General features: G+C 71.9%; 12 protein-coding genes. 3 read left to right on the top strand and 9 right to left on the bottom strand.

Going from position 1 to position 15,963, the window contains the following annotated elements; translation table 11 throughout:
* Positions 1-69: 69 nt before the first annotated feature.
* Positions 70-1,044, bottom strand: coding sequence for a hypothetical protein (locus ACYVD5_RS18335; RefSeq protein WP_461002294.1), 975 nt, complete (start codon positions 1,042-1,044; stop codon positions 70-72).
* Between the two features lie 449 nt (positions 1,045-1,493).
* Here ACYVD5_RS18335 and ACYVD5_RS18330 point away from each other — a divergent pair, with 449 nt between their 5' ends.
* Together ACYVD5_RS18330 and ACYVD5_RS18325 are read left to right on the top strand one after the other, a co-directional pair.
* Positions 1,494-3,005: a GntP family permease gene (locus tag ACYVD5_RS18330; RefSeq protein ID WP_461002293.1), complete on the top strand. Its 1,512-nt coding sequence runs from the start codon at positions 1,494-1,496 to the stop codon at positions 3,003-3,005.
* A 289-nt stretch (positions 3,006-3,294) separates the two neighbouring features.
* Positions 3,295-4,503 (top strand): hypothetical protein, encoded by a 1,209-nt coding sequence (locus ACYVD5_RS18325; protein WP_461002292.1) that lies wholly within the window; start codon positions 3,295-3,297, stop codon positions 4,501-4,503.
* Positions 4,504-4,544: 41 nt separating this feature from the next.
* On the opposite strand, the gene ACYVD5_RS18320 is transcribed toward ACYVD5_RS18325, so the two are convergent.
* Together ACYVD5_RS18320 and ACYVD5_RS18315 are read right to left on the bottom strand one after the other, a co-directional pair.
* Positions 4,545-5,315 carry an IclR family transcriptional regulator gene (locus ACYVD5_RS18320; RefSeq protein WP_461002291.1) on the bottom strand — a complete coding sequence of 257 codons (771 nt, stop codon included), beginning with the start codon at positions 5,313-5,315 and terminating at the stop codon, positions 4,545-4,547.
* A gap of 201 nt (positions 5,316-5,516) precedes the next feature.
* On the bottom strand, positions 5,517-7,262 hold the full coding sequence (locus ACYVD5_RS18315) for an IlvD/Edd family dehydratase (RefSeq protein WP_461002290.1): 1,746 nt from the start codon (positions 7,260-7,262) through the stop codon (positions 5,517-5,519).
* Between the two features lie 139 nt (positions 7,263-7,401).
* Between ACYVD5_RS18315 and ACYVD5_RS18310 the strand changes: the two genes are divergently transcribed.
* Complete coding sequence (locus ACYVD5_RS18310) at positions 7,402-8,337, top strand: fumarylacetoacetate hydrolase family protein (protein WP_461002289.1); 936 nt, start codon at positions 7,402-7,404, stop codon at positions 8,335-8,337.
* Between the two features lie 14 nt (positions 8,338-8,351).
* On the opposite strand, the gene ACYVD5_RS18305 is transcribed toward ACYVD5_RS18310, so the two are convergent.
* From ACYVD5_RS18305 to solA, 6 genes are all read right to left on the bottom strand, one after another.
* Complete coding sequence (locus tag ACYVD5_RS18305) at positions 8,352-9,125, bottom strand: hypothetical protein (RefSeq protein ID WP_461002288.1); 774 nt, start codon at positions 9,123-9,125, stop codon at positions 8,352-8,354.
* Complete coding sequence (locus ACYVD5_RS18300; RefSeq protein WP_461002287.1) at positions 9,112-10,782, bottom strand: substrate-binding domain-containing protein; 1,671 nt, start codon at positions 10,780-10,782, stop codon at positions 9,112-9,114. Before ACYVD5_RS18300 ends, ACYVD5_RS18305 begins: the two co-directional genes overlap by 14 nt.
* A complete protein-coding gene (locus ACYVD5_RS18295; protein WP_461002286.1) occupies positions 10,779-11,972 on the bottom strand; it encodes a toxic anion resistance protein in 1,194 nt (397 codons plus the stop codon). Before ACYVD5_RS18295 ends, ACYVD5_RS18300 begins: the two co-directional genes overlap by 4 nt.
* Complete coding sequence (locus tag ACYVD5_RS18290; RefSeq protein WP_461002285.1) at positions 11,969-13,327, bottom strand: hypothetical protein; 1,359 nt, start codon at positions 13,325-13,327, stop codon at positions 11,969-11,971. The genes ACYVD5_RS18295 and ACYVD5_RS18290 overlap by 4 nt, the downstream gene beginning before the upstream one ends.
* 263 nt (positions 13,328-13,590) lie before the next feature.
* Positions 13,591-14,760 (bottom strand): aromatic ring-hydroxylating oxygenase subunit alpha, encoded by a 1,170-nt coding sequence (locus ACYVD5_RS18285; RefSeq protein ID WP_461002284.1) that lies wholly within the window; start codon positions 14,758-14,760, stop codon positions 13,591-13,593.
* Entirely contained in the window at positions 14,757-15,932 is a 1,176-nt protein-coding gene (solA, locus tag ACYVD5_RS18280) for an N-methyl-L-tryptophan oxidase (protein WP_461002283.1), read from the bottom strand. Before solA ends, ACYVD5_RS18285 begins: the two co-directional genes overlap by 4 nt.
* Between the last annotated feature and the right edge of the window lie 31 nt (positions 15,933-15,963).

The following is a 15,963-nucleotide window of genomic DNA, read 5'->3' as shown; positions in this document are numbered from 1 at the left end:
GCGGCGGCCATGCGGGCGTCTTCCCTCCGGCCGCCACCCGCCGCCGTCCGGTCGCCGCCGGTCCCGCCGTCAGCCCCCGGCAACCGCGGGTGGCGGGGTGAAGCGCATGCCCTGCGGCTGGTCGCGGTTGCCGAGTGCGGACATGGGCGGAGCGTCCGGCGTGCGGGCGAGCGCGTCCAGGCCCAGCCGCGCGCGGCGCACGCGCTCGCGCGCCGAGGTGGTGACGGTGGCGCTGAGCTGCTCGCCCGAGGGGTAGACGTCCGGTGCGTTGCGCAGCCCGAACTTGACGTAGACCGGGGCCGCGGCGCGGACGATCCCCGCGATCTCGTGGAGACGGACGAACCCTCCGATGTTGTCGGGCGCCTCGACGTAGAAGTCCAGCGTTGCCGGGCTGGCCGAGCGCAGCTCCGCCAGCTGGTGCAGCGTGAGGTCGGAGGGGACGTTGACGGTGTCGGCGCCCAAGCGCTCCTGTACGGCCAGCGCGGCCGGGTTGGCAGGTGCGGCCATTACCGAGACCTTCAGCTGCAGGTCGGCGGGCAGGTCGCCGCGTTCGCGCATGGTGTGCAGTACCCACAGCAGCCCTTCGTCGGCCACCAGCAGGCTGCGCACACCCAGGCCGGCCGCCCGTTCGGCCTCGGCCACCCCCGCTGCGAGCTGCGCGGTGCCACGGCTGCGTGCGGATACCGAGCCGGCCGCGCTGGCGTGGGCGCCGCCGATGTCCCAGTTGGCGCCGGGGCGGGCGAACAGGCACAGTTCGACGCCGGCCGCCGCGCACGTCCGCACCATCCCGCTGATCTCGCCGTCGGTCAGCATGCCCACGCCCGAGCCCTGGGAGACGCGGTGGATGGGCACGTCCCACTCGCCGGCGGCGGTCAGGACGGTCTCCAGCGCGCGCGGCCCTTCGACGCTGGGAATCTCCAGGCGCCAGCTTCCGCCGTCGGGGAAGGCCAGCGCGGAGGCGGGCGGGTCGACGGCGGCGGAGGGCAGACCGAGTGCTTCGAGCGCTGCGCGCCCGGTCGGCGCCGGCGGAGCGGAGTCTGTCATGGCGGTCCTCACGGGGTACTGGGCACCTTGGGTGCGTGTCATTCTATATTTCGAACGTTGTTCCCTATTTCGTCAGCGAACTTTACGGGGGAGGGGAGGTCCGGTCAACGGTGGCCCTGCCGGGGTCGTCCGGTGATCCGCGCCACCCGCCGGGTTGACCTGGCCCACATTGCGACTCTAAGGTGACGAAATAACAGACACTGTGCGAAATATAGAACACATATAGAACACAACGAACACCGAAACCAGCGCGGGCAGCAGGAACGGCGCACAACCGGCGCACTGCGTTGACCGCCATCAGCCATCGACCCCGACCAGGAGTCGCCGGCAGCCCGCCACCCGCCGTCCGCAGCCCGCCGGCCCCCGGCCCTGCACCCCGCGGCCGCGCCCCCGTTATCCGCGCGCCGCCGCACCCCCCCCGTCACCAGCCCCCGAACAGGTCCCCATCCATGGCAGATACCGCGAACCTCCCCATGGGATGGCTGATCGCCATCGCAGTACTCTCGATCGCCGCCCTGCTCTTCCTCATCATCAAAGTGCGCCTGCACGCCATCCTTGCGCTCATCATCGTCAGCGCCGTGACCGCGCTGGCGACCGGCGTCCCGCCGGGCGAGGTGGTCCCCCTGCTCATCGGCGGCCTGGGAACCACCCTCGGCGAGGTAGTGCTGCTCATCGGCTTCGGCGCGATGCTCGGCCGCCTCATCGAGGTGTCCGGCGGCGCGCAGGTGCTCTGCGACGGGCTCATTGGCCTGTTCGGCGAACGGCGCGCGCCGTTCGCGCTGAGCGTCGCCTCGCTGCTGTTCGGCTTCCCGATCTTCCTCGACGCCGCCTTCGTGGTCATGCTGCCGATCATCTTCTCCGTCGCCCGGCGCATGGGCGGATCGGTGCTGCTCTACGCGCTGCCGGCCACCGGCGCGTTCCTTGCCATGCACGCCCTGCTGCCGCCGCACCCCGGTCCGGTCGCCGCCACCCAGCAGATCCAGGCCGACATGGGCGTCGTAGTCCTCACCGGGCTGCTGGTTGCACTGCCGAGCTGGTACGTCGGCGGCTACCTGCTCGGCCGGTGGATGGGGCTGCGCGTCGACCTGCCGATCCCGGCGATCCTCGGCGGTCCCGAAGCCGACACCACCGCAGCGGGCACCCCGGCCGGCACCAAGATCGGCACCACCGCCAAGTCCGACTCCCGCCCCGACCCCGCGCCCGGCTCCGGCGGTGCCGCCGGCCCGGCGGCGACCGAAACCGCCACCGCCCCGATCGCCCCGCCGCGCATGGGGCAACTGCTGTTCCTGCTGCTGCTCCCGCTCGTGCTGATCTTCGTCAACACCGGCCTGGAGACCCTGGCCGCGGTCGGCACCGTGTCCAAGGACGCGCTGTGGGTGCAGTGCCTGCAGGCGGTCGGGGAGACGCCGGCCGCGCTGCTGATCACCGTCCTGGCGGCGCTGTACCTGCTGGGCTGGCGCCGCCGCAACGACGGCGCCGCCTTGGAGCGCATCATCGACCGGGCGCTCGCCCCCGTCTGCACGATCATCCTGCTCACCGGGGCCGGCGGCATGTTCGGCACGGTGATGGCGGAGAGCCAGATCGGCGACGCCCTGGCCAACGGCCTGGACACCCTGGGGCTGCCTCTGGTGGTCGCCGGGTTCCTGATCGCGATGGCGATGCGTGTCGCCCAGGGCTCGGCGACCGTGGCCACGACCACGGCGGCCGGCCTACTGGCTCCCGCCGTGGCCGCCGCCGGCGGGCACTCCCAGTTCGAGTTGGCGCTGATCGTGCTGTCGACAGCGGCGGGCGGAATCGTCCTCTCCCACGTCAACGACTCCGGCTTCTGGCTGGTGCGCGGCTTCTTGGAGATGGACACCAAGACCACGCTGCGCACCTGGACCGTGCAGGCGACCGCGGTGGGTGTGCTGGCCTTCGCATTGGTGTGCGTGCTCTACGCGCTGTCGACGGCCTTGCTATGAGCCGTGCTGTGCGCCCTGCTGCGAACCCTGCCGCGCCTTATAACCCGGAATGCGAACCGGTCATGCGCGCGGCCGGGAAACGGTGCCATTGGTGTTGCTGCTGCCATTGGTGTTGTTAATGGAAAAACGAACGGACGTTCCGGGGCCCGGAATACCGGAATCCCGTTGAACCGGCCGGTCCGCCCTGCCGCCTTTTCGCTGGTGGCGGGGCGGACCGGCCGGTTCGGCCCGGAAACAGGTACGGATTCCGGGCCTGGTATTGGCAGGACGAACGGCGGACAATGGCCGAATGGTGGTGACGACGAGGAGCCTCTGGGAGATCTGGGGCGCGGGCAGGGCCATGGTACTCAAACGGCCGTTGGCCTTGTTCGCCGTCTCACGGCTGGCCAAGAAGCTGTACCGGGAGGAGCCCTATCGGGCCGTGGACGGGCTTGCCTGGATCGCGGCGAGCATGTACCGACCGGGCGCCGACCGGGCTTTCAGCGCGTTGGAAAAGGCCTGTGAAGACCCGCGGCTGGTGGGAACGGTGTTCCACGCGTGCTTGCTGCAGGCGAGCGGCAGAGACGGCGGAGTCGGCATGAAATGGTCATCGGTCGCCGCCCCCCTGGTATTAGGGGGTTCGCCGCCCCGGATCATCCGGTTCCTCGATTCCGCGCCGGGTGGTGAAACGTGGTGGAGCCGGCCGGAGGACATCGTCCATGAGTTGCTGATGTGCATATCCGGGAACGTGCCCCGCCGCCCTGACCTGGAACGGTTTCTGTCCACTACGGATCAGCCGCTGATCCTGGCCGCATTGGCGGAGCAGTGGGACGGCACGTTTCCGCCGACCCGGAACCTGGTCGATGTATCAGTGGCGAATCCGCACCTCGTCCCGCCGGACTCGGGCGGTAATGTGCTGCTGGCGGTGGCAAAGGACCGCCCGGACCTCGTCGATTTCACCCGGGCGGAAACAGCCGAGTCCGTGCTCCGCGGTACCGGGCTGCCCAGGGCGGACCTTGCCGCCAAGTACCGGCGCGTGCTGCGTGCGCTGCCTCCGGGCGATGGGCGCAGGCGCCTGCGCGAAATCGCCGTCTCCCGGACCAGCGAGGCCCACGAAGCCCGAGCGGCCGTTGTCGACGCGGGGTACGCGCCCAAGCGGCGCCAGGACCGTGCGGTGTTCTTCTACCTGACCGAGCAGTGGGAGCGCTACGACGCGGTCGATCCCGACGGCGCCCTGCTCTACGCCGCCTACTGCGAAGCGCGCGCCTCCGGCGATCCCAGCACCCGCAACCTGCACGAGAGCATTTCCCGCACCGCCCGCATGAACGCGCGACCGGATCCCGCCGACCGGTTCCGGCGGGAGAATCCCGAGCCCCGGCGCCCGCGCGGCCGGCGCGGGGCCATCGGCGGGTACAGCGGCGACTACGGAGGCGGCGACTACGGCGGCGGGTCGTCCGGCAGCGGCGGGTTCTCCGGCGGCGGCTTTTCCAGCGGCGGCGGTTTCGGCGGCGGCTTCTAACCGCTGAACCGCTGCCCGGCGGCCCTTCCCGTGCAGGCGCGTCAGGCGGTGGCGCGCCCGCCCAGGGCCGCCGAGAAGCGTTGCGCACCCTCGGCCACCAGGGCCTCCAGTTCGGTGCGCCGTTCGTCGGACCAGCGGTGCAGCGGCACCGAGACGCTCACCGCCGCCACGACCTGGTCGGTGCGGTCGCGCACGGGCGCCGCGACACAGCAGACGTCGGGGTTGGACTCGCAGATCTCCACCGCGGTCCCGGCCTGGCGGACCCGGTCGAGTTCGGTGCCCAAGGTGGCCAGGTCGGTGATGCTGTTGGGAGTCATGGCCCGCAGCGGAACTTCGGCGAACCGTTCGTGCAGGTCGTGCTCTGGAAGTGCCGCAAGCAGCACCTTGCCCAACGCAGTGCAGTGCGCCGGGATACGGCCGCCCAGCGTCGAGACCATCCGTACGGCGTGGGAGCTGTCGACCTTGGCGATGTAGACGATGTGGGTGGCGTCCAGCACCGCCACGTGCGAGGTTTCGTTGCAGGCGGCGACCAGCTCGCGGGCGATCCGGCGGCCGGTGCGGGCGGTGTCGAGCCGTTCGGCGTAGGCGCTGCCCAGCCGGAACACCTGCAGGCCGAGCTGGTAGCGGCCCGGGACCTCGGGATCGGGGCCCAGGTAGTCGCGGTCGACCAGGGTGTGCAGCAGCTCGTGCACGGTCGTGCGGGGCAGGTCGAGTTCGTCCACGACCTCGGGCGCGCTGACCGATTCCCGTCCGTCGGTGAACAGCTCCAGAATGTCCAACGCGCGCAGCAGTGCGGGGGTGCGGCGGGCCATGGGTGTGCTGTCCTTCCCGGGGAACGGCGGATCGCGCCCGCCGCAGCTAGGGTGGGCGGCACGGGCGCCGCAGCCGCGGATACACCGCGACGCTAACCGAAGTATAGAACATCCTTCGATATTTCGGCGCCCGCGCCGCGCTGCGTCGCCCGGCCCCCTCCCGGCTTCCGGGGTCGCCGCCCCCTTTCTCCTGCGCCGCTGCTAGTGCGACTCGCGCGGGATGCCGTGGCCGCTGGAGCCCACCAGGAAGTCCAGGTCGGCGCCGCGGTCGGCCTGGAGTACGCGTTCGGTGTAGAGCCTGGTCCAGCCGCGGTCGGAGTGCGGCCGGGGCGGGGTCCACTCGTCGCGGCGGCGCTGGAGTTCGGCGTCGTCGACGTGCAGGGTCAGCGAGCGCGCCGGCACGTCCAGGCTGATCTCGTCGCCGTCGCGCACCAGCGCCAGCGGCCCGCCCACCGCCGCTTCGGGCGCGGTGTGCAGCACCACGGTCCCGTAGGCGGTGCCCGACATCCGCCCGTCGCAGATGCGCACCATGTCCTCCACGCCCTGGGCCAGCACCTTGGACGGCAGCGGGACGTTGCTGACCTCGGGCATGCCCGGATAACCGGCCGGGCCGCAATTGCGCAGCACCAGGACGGTGTCGGCGTCGACGTCCAGGTCGGGGTCCTCGGCCACCGCGTGGTACTGCTCGGGCGAGTCGAAGACGAGCGCCCGGCCGCGGTGTTCGAGCAGATGCGGACTGGCCGCGGACTGCTTGACCACCGCGCCGTCAGGGGCGAGGTTGCCGCGCAGCACCGCTGTGCCGGTGCCCGCGGGTTGCATGGGGTCGGTGCGGGGCCGGATGACCTCGCGGTTGTGGCATTCGGCGGTGCGCGCGGCCTCCCCGATGGGTTCGCCGGTGACCGTGGGCGCGCCGGTGTGCAGCAGGTCGCCCAGTTCGGCGATGACGGCGGGCAGCCCGCCCGCGTAGCAGAAGTCCTCCATCAGGAACCGGCCGCTGGGCATCAGGTCCAGCAGGGTGGGCACTTCGCGCGCCAGCACGTCGAAGTCGTCCAGTTCGAGCTCCACCCCGAGCCGCCCGGCGATGGCCAGCAGGTGGATCACCGCGTTGGTGGACCCGCCGATCGCGGCGTTGACCCGGATGGCGTTCTCGAAGGCTTCGCGGGTCATGATGGACGAGGGCCGCACATCCTGCTCCACCATTTCCACGATGCGCCGCCCGGAGGTCTGCGCGGCGGCGTAGCGGCGGGCGTCGACCGCCGGCCAGGTGGCCGCGTAGGGCGGCTGCATGCCCAGCGCCTCGGCCATGCAGGCCATGGTCGAGGCCGTGCCCATGGTCATGCAGTGCCCGTTGGAGCGGGACATGCACGACTCGGCGAAGGCGCAGTCGGCCTCGGACATCCGCCCGGCGCGCACCTCCGCTTCGAACTTCCACACGTGGGTGCCCGAGCCGATGTCCTCGCCGCGGAACTTGCCGTTGAGCATCGGCCCGCCGGTGATCATGAGCGAGGGCAGGTCGGTGCTGGCCGCGGCCATCAGCAGGCCCGGTGTGGTCTTGTCGCAGCCCGACAGCAGCACCACCCCGTCGAGGGGGTTGGCCCGCATCAGTTCCTCGGCCTCCATGGCCAGGAGGTTGCGGTAGAGCATGGCGGTGGGCCGCAGCACGGTCTCGCCGAGGGCCATCACCGGGAACTCCAGCGGGAATCCGCCGGCCTGCCACACGCCCCGCTTGACCGATTCGGCGACGCGGGAGAGGTGGGCGTTGCAGGGGGCCAGTTCCGAACCGGAGACGGCGATCCCGATGACGGGGCGGCCGTCGAAGACCTCGTCGCTGTGGCCCTGGTTGCGCATCCAGGAGCGGTAGAGCATGCCGGATCGGCCCTTGGCGCCGAACCAGTGCGTGCTGCGGCGGTCCTTTTCGGCGGGTCCGCTGTCGTCGTCGCTGGTCATCGCTGGTCCTCCTCGGCAGTTGCGGCGCGGGCCGAATCCCTTTCCCCGACCGATGTACGGGGGCACCCCGCCGATGCTACGTTCAACATGTCGTCCATTGTTCTATATCTTGAACGTAAGTCAAGGAAGGATGCGAACAGTGCGCGGGATTATCCGGTTCGCCGACACCGAGGGGCGCGTGCGCGTCGGCCTCGGCGACGATGACGATGGCCTGCTGCGCCCCCTCTCCGGCGTGGACAGCATGGCCGACCTACTGCGCAGGCCGTTGGCCGAAATCCGGGAGCTGGTGGACGCCGCATCCGCCGAACAGCCCACCGGGCGGCTCGGCGAGGCGGTACCGCTGCCTCCCCCCGACGGCGGCACCGAGGTGTGGGCGAGCGGCGTCACCTACGAGCGCTCCCGCCAGGCCCGCGGCGAGGAGAGCGACAGCGCCGACCTCTACGACCGGGTCTACGACGCACAACGCCCCGAGCTGTTCTTCAAGTCGGTGGCCTGGCGGGTGGTCACCGACGGCGAGCCGATCGGGATCCGCGCCGACTCCGAGCTCAACGTCCCCGAACCCGAACTCGCGCTCTACATCAACGCCTACGGCGAGGTCGTCGGATACGGGGTCTGCGACGACGTCAGCTCCCGCTCGATCGAAGGCGAGAACGCCCTCTACCTGCCGCAGGCCAAGGTCTATGCGGGCGCCTGCGCACTGGGCCGCTACATCGTGCCGGCCTGGGAGGTCCCCGATGTGCGCTCCGGCCAAGTGCGGATGGGCATCACCCGCGGCGGGCACGAGGCGTTCTCCGGCGAGGTCGCCCTTTCGGCGCTGCGCCGCTCCTCCGAGGAGCTGGTCTCCTACCTCTTCGCCGGCAACCCGTTCCCCGACGGTGCCGTGCTCGCCACCGGGACCGGCATCGTGCCCGGCATGGACTTCACCCTCGAACCCGGCGACGTCGTGGACATCGAGATAACCGGCGTCGGCACGCTGAGCACCCCCGTTGTGCGCGGCCGGCAGGCACTGGACTGGCTGGTGGAGTCCCGCACCCGGCCGGGGCAGCGGGAAACGCGCCCGGACCACGGCGGCTGAACCCCGCGGCGGACTTACCGGCCCTGGCGGTCCTGGCGGTCTGCGCCGCCGGGGCCGTCCGCACCGTCCCCGACGCCCTCGCTTTGCTCGCCGCCTGCAGCGTGCTCCGCCGCACCGTCCCCGCCCGCAGCGCCGTCTCCGCCCCCGTCCGGGGCGAGCCCGCTGCGGCGGCTGCGCTGGCGGAGATAGGTGGTGTGGTCCTGCTGGCGCCGGGCATCTGCCTCCAGCAGCCGGGCCGCAGTGTCGTCGACCCCCTGCTCCAGCAGTTCGAGCTGCTCGCGCAGCTGGTCGGCGGCCGATGTGACCCCCGGCAACCGCAGCGAGGACTGGAACCGCCACGGCACGTTCAGGTACGCCTCGAACGCTTCGGGCAGGTCGCGGCGGATGATGCGGTCCAGCTCGTAGCCCGCCTCGGGGTCGGCCGCCAGCGCCGCCTCGCGGTCGAGCAGGTCACCGAGCTTGCCCCGCATGCGCGCGAAGCGCTCGACCGCCTCCGCCGGCAGCCGCTGCTGCCGGGCGGCCAGCCGACCGCTCAGCTCGCCCAGGCTGTTGCGCAGCTCGACACCTGCCGACTCCGTCAGCAGCACCTTCTCCCCCGGCGCCACCAGCGCCCCGGCCGTGTACAGCGCGGCCACCCCCAGCGGCCACCAGGCGTCCAGCAGGCCGGTGAAGGCCAGCGCCAGCCCGGCGAGCCCGCCCAGGGCACCGACCAGGTTGCGCGTCGACGTGAGGTAGCGGCCGGCCGCCCGCGCCGCCCGCCTGCCGCGGCCGCCGTCACTGGTAGCCACGGATCTCCCGGAACGCCTGGTCGAGGGAGTCGTCGCGGGCGTCGAAGGCGCGTCCGCCGGTGAGGCCGGCCAGCTCCTCCATCTCGGCGGGGTCGGACTCGCCGAACACCACCGGGAACACCGGAACGCTGCGCAGCTCGGCCGGGTACCCCTTGTGCGCGGTCGTGAACTCCTCCAGCGACATGCCCGCGTTCACCTCGCCGTCGGTCATCAGCACGATCGAGGTGAACCGGTCCCCGCCGCCGGACTCGTCGGCGAGCCGGTCGAAGGCGGCATCCAGCGCGTCGTAGCCGGCGGTGCCGCCGTCGGCGTCCAACCCGGCGACGGTCTCGCGGATGTCGGCCAGCACCGGACCGGGCTGCTCCGGGGGCACCGTGAACGTCCGCCCCTCGCCCACGGTGCTCTCGAACGGCAGCAGCGTGACGCGTTCGCGGGCGTAGAAGCGCTGGAACCGCCCGCTCACCGAGTCGCTGTCGCCACCGGTCAGGGTGTCCATCGCCGCCCGCATGTCCTCGATGCGGCCGCCCCGCATGGAGCCGGAGACGTCGAGCACGTACAGCGTGCGCGCGGGCCGGCGGATCTCGTCGAAGTAGGCCTCGATCAGGTCCGTGGCGACCTGCTCTCGGGCCGGGAACGGCAGTTCGGTCACCGTGGGGTACCGGGTTCCGGAGCCGGTACCGGCCGCCCCGGGCGCGAGGGGCCGGCGGTGCGTGGTCTCGCTGATCTCCTGCTGCACCTGCGGCGACATCAGGTGCTCCACCAGCCTGTCGTAGCCGTCGGCGACGTCATCGCCGGCGGAGTCCAGCAGCGACAACGGGTAGTCGGCTGTCACCGCGCCGTCCTCGGGGTAGATCAGCGTGAGCGGTTCGGGCAGGTCGCCCGACTCGTTCAGCGACAGCAGCACCGACTCGTAGTTGACCAGCCCGTCCAGTCGCGCCTGCGAACCGCCGCCGCCCGCGCCGCGCACGTAGGCGTCGGCCAGCCAGCCCGAAGAGCCCGAGGTGAGCTGCTGGCCGGAGAAGAACTCCTTGAGCTGGGGCGTGACCTCGGCGATGTCGGAGCTGCGCAGCGCCGTCCCGGTATCGGACAGCGCCGAAGCCACCCCGATCAGCGCGCTGAACCCGGAGTTGGACGCCGCCGGGTTGGTCATCCCGAACCGCAGATCGCCCTTCGCGGCGGCGTCGGCGATGTCGGCCCAGGTGACCTTGGCGCCGCCGGACCAGCCCAGCTCCTCGGCGCTGGATTCGGTCACGGCCATCACCACCGGCGAGGCCATGACCGGGGTTTCGCTGCGCAGCGCACTGTCGCCCTCGGGAAGCAGGTTGAGGTAGCGGTTGGAGGAGAACCACACGGCGTCGTAGCGCTCGGCGGCCGCACCCGAGACGACCTGGTCGACCCCCTCCAGGGTGCCGGTGTACTCCAGGTGCACGGTGACACCGGTCTCCTCTTCCGCACGCTTCAGCAGCGGCTGCAGGTCCTTGATCTCGCTGCCCGCCAGCACCCGCAGTTCGCCCGCTTCGCCCGGGCCGGTGAAGGGGTCGTCCTCGCCCCAGGTGCACCCGGCCGCGGCCGCGACCAGCGCCGCCGCAGCCGCCAGCGGTGCCGCACCCGCCGCGCGCCGCTGCCGGCGTGCCCGGGAACCGCCCACGGCGCTCATCCGTCCAGCTCGCTGGGGCGCCGGCTGCGCTCGACATAGGCCGTGGCGGTCTCCAGTTCGCTGCGCAGCGCCTCGGTGGTGATGGCCATGTTCTCCACGGCCTGCTCCTTGAAGTGGTCGATCTTGTCGATTGCGGCGTAGATGCGCCGGAAGGAGGCGCGCAGCGTCTCCACGCCCACGGCGGGGTCGGCGGCGATGCGCTGGATGTCCTCGCTCTGGGCGCCGATCATCTCGGAGTTGGCGGCGATGATGTCCTCGGTGGTGCTGCGCAGCGCGTCGACCTGCTGGGTGACCCGCTTCTGGTTGGCCAGCGCCTGGGCGAGGGTGACGGCCACCCGCAGCGCCGAGACGGTCGTGGTGGCGGCGCGGTCGACGCCTTTGATCAGTTCGTCGTTGCCGCGGCGGACCGTGTCCAGCGCGAGGTAGCCCTGTACGCACACCGCGAGCTGGGTGAGCAGGTCCTGGTTGCGCTGGCGGACGGGGAACAGCACGTCGGATTTGAGCCGCGCGGCGGTGTCTGGGTCGGTGGCCTCGGCGGCGTCCACCCGCTCCCGCACGGCCGCGTCGAGGGCCTCGGCCAGCACGGCGTACTCCTGCAGCCGGTTCATGGTCTCCCAGAGCCGGGCGCGCTCGTTGTGCAGGGCGGCGTTGTCGCGGCGCAGTTCGTCCTGGCCCGAGCGCAGGGCGGCGACGATCCGGTTCAGGCTGGTTTCGGCCGATTGGTAGCGGCTGACCAGGTCGCGCACCGAGTTGCCGAAGGGCAGCAGCGACAGCAGTTTGCGCCCCGGCGACCGGCCGGTGTCCTTGGGGTCGAGGTCTTCGACGGTCCGGCGCAGCTCCACCAGGCCTTCGCCGACCCGCTGCTGGGCGTCGGCGCCCTCGCCGCGGGCCCCCGACAGTGCGGCGACCGAGCGCTGCAGCATCCGGTTGGACGACTGGGCCGCGGCCCGCATCTCGGATTCGCCCAGCCCGGTGATGTCGCCGATCTTGGTGAGGAACTCCGGTGATCGGGGGTCCACACCGGCCAGCGACGCCACGTAGCCCTCGGCGCGTTCGGCCAGTTCGGCGCGCTTGCCGTCGTCGATGGGCACCAGCGTCTTGGCGCGTTCGGGGCGCACCGGTTCGACCGGTTCGGGCGGGGTGAGCACGAGGTCGTCGTCGGGGGGTGTCAGCGGTGGTTCGGCGGTCATGCGTCCCCGTTCTGTCCGCGGTCGCCGCTTCCGGCGTCCGACGCCGCGTCCGCGTCTGCGTCCTCGTCTGTGTTTGTGTCTGTGACTGTGCTTGTGTCCGCTTCGGCTTCCGTGCCACCGGCCGTACCGGGGCCGGCACCGGCGCCGTCGTCCTTGCTGGGACCGGGCAGCCCGCCGGCGCTGTAGCGCTCCTCGACCGCGGAGATGAGCCCTTCCACCACCTCGTAGGTGGGCGCGCTGATGACGTCGGCGACCTGGTCGCGCACCGGCAGGTCCTGCTGCTGCACCAGGTCGGTGAACTGCTTGGTGTCGGTGGTGCGGAAGCCGTGCTCGACCGCGAGCCGCTGCAACCGCGGGTCCTCGGTCAGCAGCTTGCCGAGCCGGCCGCCGTCCTCGGTCAGGGGCAGCAGGGTGTGGGTGGCGACGGTGGTGGGGCCGGGGTAGAGCAGCACGACGTCGTCGGGCAGCCCGCTGCCGGTGCGCGCGGTGATGTACTGCGACTCATAGGCCCACAGCAGAGGGGTGTGGCCGGCGCCCAGCGCCACGAATTCGTCAAAGGGCTGCTGGGAGCTTTCCGGCGGGCTGCCCTGGGCCACGAAGAGCCGGGCGGCCTCGTCGGCCAGGTCCGGTTCGGGATCGGTGTTCTGCACGACCTCTTCGCCGTTGAGCAGGTAGCTGGTGACGACCAGGTACATCGCCGCCGAGTTGGAGGTGCGCGGGTCGGTGGTGCGGATCAGCACTTCGCCGCGCCCGGAGCCGATGGGGTCGCCGGGCAGGTCGCGCCAGCGGGTGCGTTCGGCGGTGAGGTCGAGGTAGGCCGACATGTCCAGCTGCCAGGTGCCGTCGTCGGCCTTGGCGGCCACTCCGGCCTCCTCCAGCGCGGTGACGACCGGGCGGTAGCTCAGTACGACCATCGGCGAGTAGAACGGCCGGTACTGGCGTTCGACCTTGTTGTTGCGCTGCAGTACCTCGGCCGAGGGGTCGCTGCTGGGGAAGGCGAAGTCGACCCCGTCGAGGTCGGTCGTTGCGATCTCGCGCGAGCCGCCGGTGCGGATATCGGTTGTGTAGCCGAGTTCCTCCAGGCGGGCGACCACATCGGGGTCGGCGAAGTAGGCGGCTTTCTCCGAACCGATCACCCCGGTGACCGTGGTGGTGGCGATCCCGCTGCGCCAGTTCCACACCACCGCGACGATCACCCCCGCCACGAGCAGCGCGGACACCACCAGTGCACCGACGCGTCTCATCCGCTTTCCCGGCCTCTCCCTGCTCGTCGCCGGGGAGCGGGGCGCGGCGGCGCTGAGGACCACCGCCGCCATGACCAGCGCGGGCACCACCAGTGCACCGATGCGCTTCATCCGCTTCCCCGGCTTTTCCCTGCCCGTCGCGCGTGAGCGGGGCGCGGCGCTGTCGAACATCCGGCCTGGATTGTCGCGCCGGAGGGCGGCGGGAACCGGTCGCACAGGTTTCGGGCAGGTGTCTCAGAAGCGACGAAAGCCGTGCGGGGCGGGCGTTCCCCGGGGTTGGGGCGCTTGTGGCCGCGGGCGCGGAGCCGCCCGCCCCGGCCCCGGGTCCCGGCCCCGGGGCGGGCCGGAACCGGGCCCCGGGGCCGGGCGCGGGTTCAGCGGCCGGGTTCGGCTCCGGGTTCGCCCAGCAATCCGGCGACCCAGGAGTGGAATCCGGCGATGTGGTGCTCCACCGGCACCAGCACGCCGCCGCTGCGGTAGGCACGCGAGCCCATCGCCGGCTGGCACCGCTCGCAGGCGTCGAAGTCCTGCCGGTTCACCCGGTCGAACAGTTCCACCGAGCGGGACAGGTCGGCGCCGGACTCCACCACCTCCGGGCTGTAGAGCCAGTCGCACTCGATGACCGTGCGGTCGGCCGCCATCGGGAACATCCGGTGCATGATGACGTGGTCGGGGACCAGGTTGAGGAACACCTGCGGCGGTACGGTCATCGCGTAGTAGCGGCGGTCCTGTTCGTCGCCGACCCCGTCGAGCCGGCCGAAGCCCGCGCTGCCGTCGACGGTGAACCCGGCGACCTCGGCACCGAACTCCGCCCCGTGCCCGACGTAGTACTGCGATGCGTAGCCCTCGGCGAACTCGGGCAGCACGTCGGTCAGTTCGGGGTGGATGGTGCCGCAGTGGTAGCACTCCATGAAGTTCTCAATGACGAGCTTCCAGTTGGCCGCCACGTCGTAGCGGATCCGCCGGCCCAGGGCCAGGCCGTCGACGCCGTAGCTGTCGATGGCCGCGCTGTCGCCGAGCCGCCCCGCCACCACGTCCTGCACGGTGGCGGCGAAGGACGGCGGCTCGTCGGCCAGGCACACCCACACATAGCCCAGCCACTCCCGCACGTGCACCCCGATGAGGCCGCGCTCCTCGCGGCTGATATCGGGCATGTGGGACATGTTGGGCGCGGCCACCAGGCGCCCGTCCAGGTCGTAGGTCCAGGCGTGGTAGGGGCACTGCAGGGAGCGCCGGACCTCGCCGGACTCGGCGGTGCACACCTGTGCCCCGCGGTGGCGGCACACGTTGAGGAACGCCCGCACGGTCCCCGACCGGTTGCGGGTGAACAGGACGCTCTCGCGGCCGACCGTTGCGGTGCGGAACGCGCCGGGCCGGTGCAGGTCGGCGCTGCGGACCGCGCAGAACCACCGGGCCTCGAAGATGTGCTCCTGCTCGCGCGCGAACACCGCGGGATCGGTGTAGTAGTGCCCGGGCAGAGTGGGCACCAGGCTCGCGGCCGATTCGGCGGCCGGACCGGCCGCCGGTTGCTGGACTGCTGTCATCGGGTCACCTCGTGCTGTGTCGCTGCGGCGCGGCGGGTCCGGGGATCGAACAGGTCGATGGGGTGGGCGGTGGTCCCGGTCGTGGCCAGGTCGGCGGCGATCTCGCCGATCACCGGGGTGAACTTGAACCCGTGCCCGGAGAACCCGCAGGCCACGGTGACCTGGGGGTGCTCGGGGTGGTTCGCGACCACGAAGTGCTCGTCGGCGGTGGTGGTGTACATGCAGGCGGCCCCGTACAGGAAGCGGCCGGGCAGGTCGGGTAGCCGCTGGGCCAGGTGGTCGGAGATCGCGGCGACCTCCTGCGGATGGATCTCGCGGTCGAGGTCCTCGGGCGTGCACGGGCTCCCGCGGCGGAAGAAAGCGGTCTTGACCCCGCCCTGGGCGCCCTCGTAGGCGGGGAAACCGTAGACCTGCACGCCCAGCGGGTCCTCCCACACGTAGACCGGGTGGCGCTGCGGCGAGAAGGCCGCGGTGCCACCGCGCGGGGCGAACCAGTACTGCACCTGGCGCTCGACCGTGAACTCCACGCCCAAATCGGCGAGCACGCGCGGCGCCCACGCGCCGGGGCACACCACCAACCGGTCGGCGGTGTAGACCCCTTGGCCGGTGGTGATGCGCACCCCCTCGCCGCCGGGCAGGGCGGTCCAGGACTCGGCGGGTTCGGTGAAATGCAGGTCGGCGCCTGCCTGGTCGGCCAGCGAGAGGTGGGCCCGCACGGTCGCCTCGGGCCGGACGAACCCGCCGCGCCCCTCGTACAGCCCCACCTCGTCGGGGCGCGGCGCCATGGTGGGGAACCGGCGGCGGATCTCGGCGGCCTCCAGCATCTCGTGCGGCAGCCCCCACCGGCGGGCGGATTCGCGGCTGCCGGAAACCGTGCGGCTGTCGGGCCGGCCCACCATGAGCGCGCCGGTCTGGCGCATCAGGTCGGCGGCGGTGTCCTGCTCCAGCGCCTCCCACAGCTCGTAGGCGCGCAGCAGCAGCGGGACGTAGTCGGGGTGTTCGAAGTAGGCCTGGCGGATGATGCGCGATCCGCCGTGGCTGGATCCGCGGTCGTGGGCGGGGCCGTGGCGTTCCAGACCCAGCACGCGCTGACCGCGCGCTGCCAGGTGGTAGGCGGCGGCGCTGCCCATGGCGCCCAGGCCGATTACGGCGACGTCATAGGAGCTGTCCATGGTGATGCCTCCTGCGCGGCGGGAAGGGGCG

Source organism: Streptomonospora sediminis, assembly GCF_054778995.1.
This window is presented reverse-complemented; position numbering and strand designations above follow the sequence as displayed.

Excerpts from the sequence above, each read along its gene's own strand:
- ACYVD5_RS18295 (WP_461002286.1), bottom strand. The coding sequence starts at position 11,972 with ATGACCGCCGAACCACCGCTGACACCCCCCGACGACGACCTCGTGCTC.
- solA (WP_461002283.1), bottom strand. The coding sequence starts at position 15,932 with ATGGACAGCTCCTATGACGTCGCCGTAATCGGCCTGGGCGCCATGGGC.
- ACYVD5_RS18290 (WP_461002285.1), bottom strand. The coding sequence starts at position 13,327 with ATGAAGCGCATCGGTGCACTGGTGGTGCCCGCGCTGGTCATGGCGGCG.
- ACYVD5_RS18315 (WP_461002290.1), bottom strand. The coding sequence starts at position 7,262 with ATGACCAGCGACGACGACAGCGGACCCGCCGAAAAGGACCGCCGCAGC.
- ACYVD5_RS18335 (WP_461002294.1), bottom strand. The coding sequence starts at position 1,044 with ATGACAGACTCCGCTCCGCCGGCGCCGACCGGGCGCGCAGCGCTCGAA.
- ACYVD5_RS18320 (WP_461002291.1), bottom strand. The coding sequence starts at position 5,315 with ATGGCCCGCCGCACCCCCGCACTGCTGCGCGCGTTGGACATTCTGGAG.
- ACYVD5_RS18330 (WP_461002293.1), top strand. The coding sequence starts at position 1,494 with ATGGCAGATACCGCGAACCTCCCCATGGGATGGCTGATCGCCATCGCA.
- ACYVD5_RS18300 (WP_461002287.1), bottom strand. The coding sequence starts at position 10,782 with ATGAGCGCCGTGGGCGGTTCCCGGGCACGCCGGCAGCGGCGCGCGGCG.
- ACYVD5_RS18325 (WP_461002292.1), top strand. The coding sequence starts at position 3,295 with ATGGTGGTGACGACGAGGAGCCTCTGGGAGATCTGGGGCGCGGGCAGG.
- ACYVD5_RS18285 (WP_461002284.1), bottom strand. The coding sequence starts at position 14,760 with ATGACAGCAGTCCAGCAACCGGCGGCCGGTCCGGCCGCCGAATCGGCC.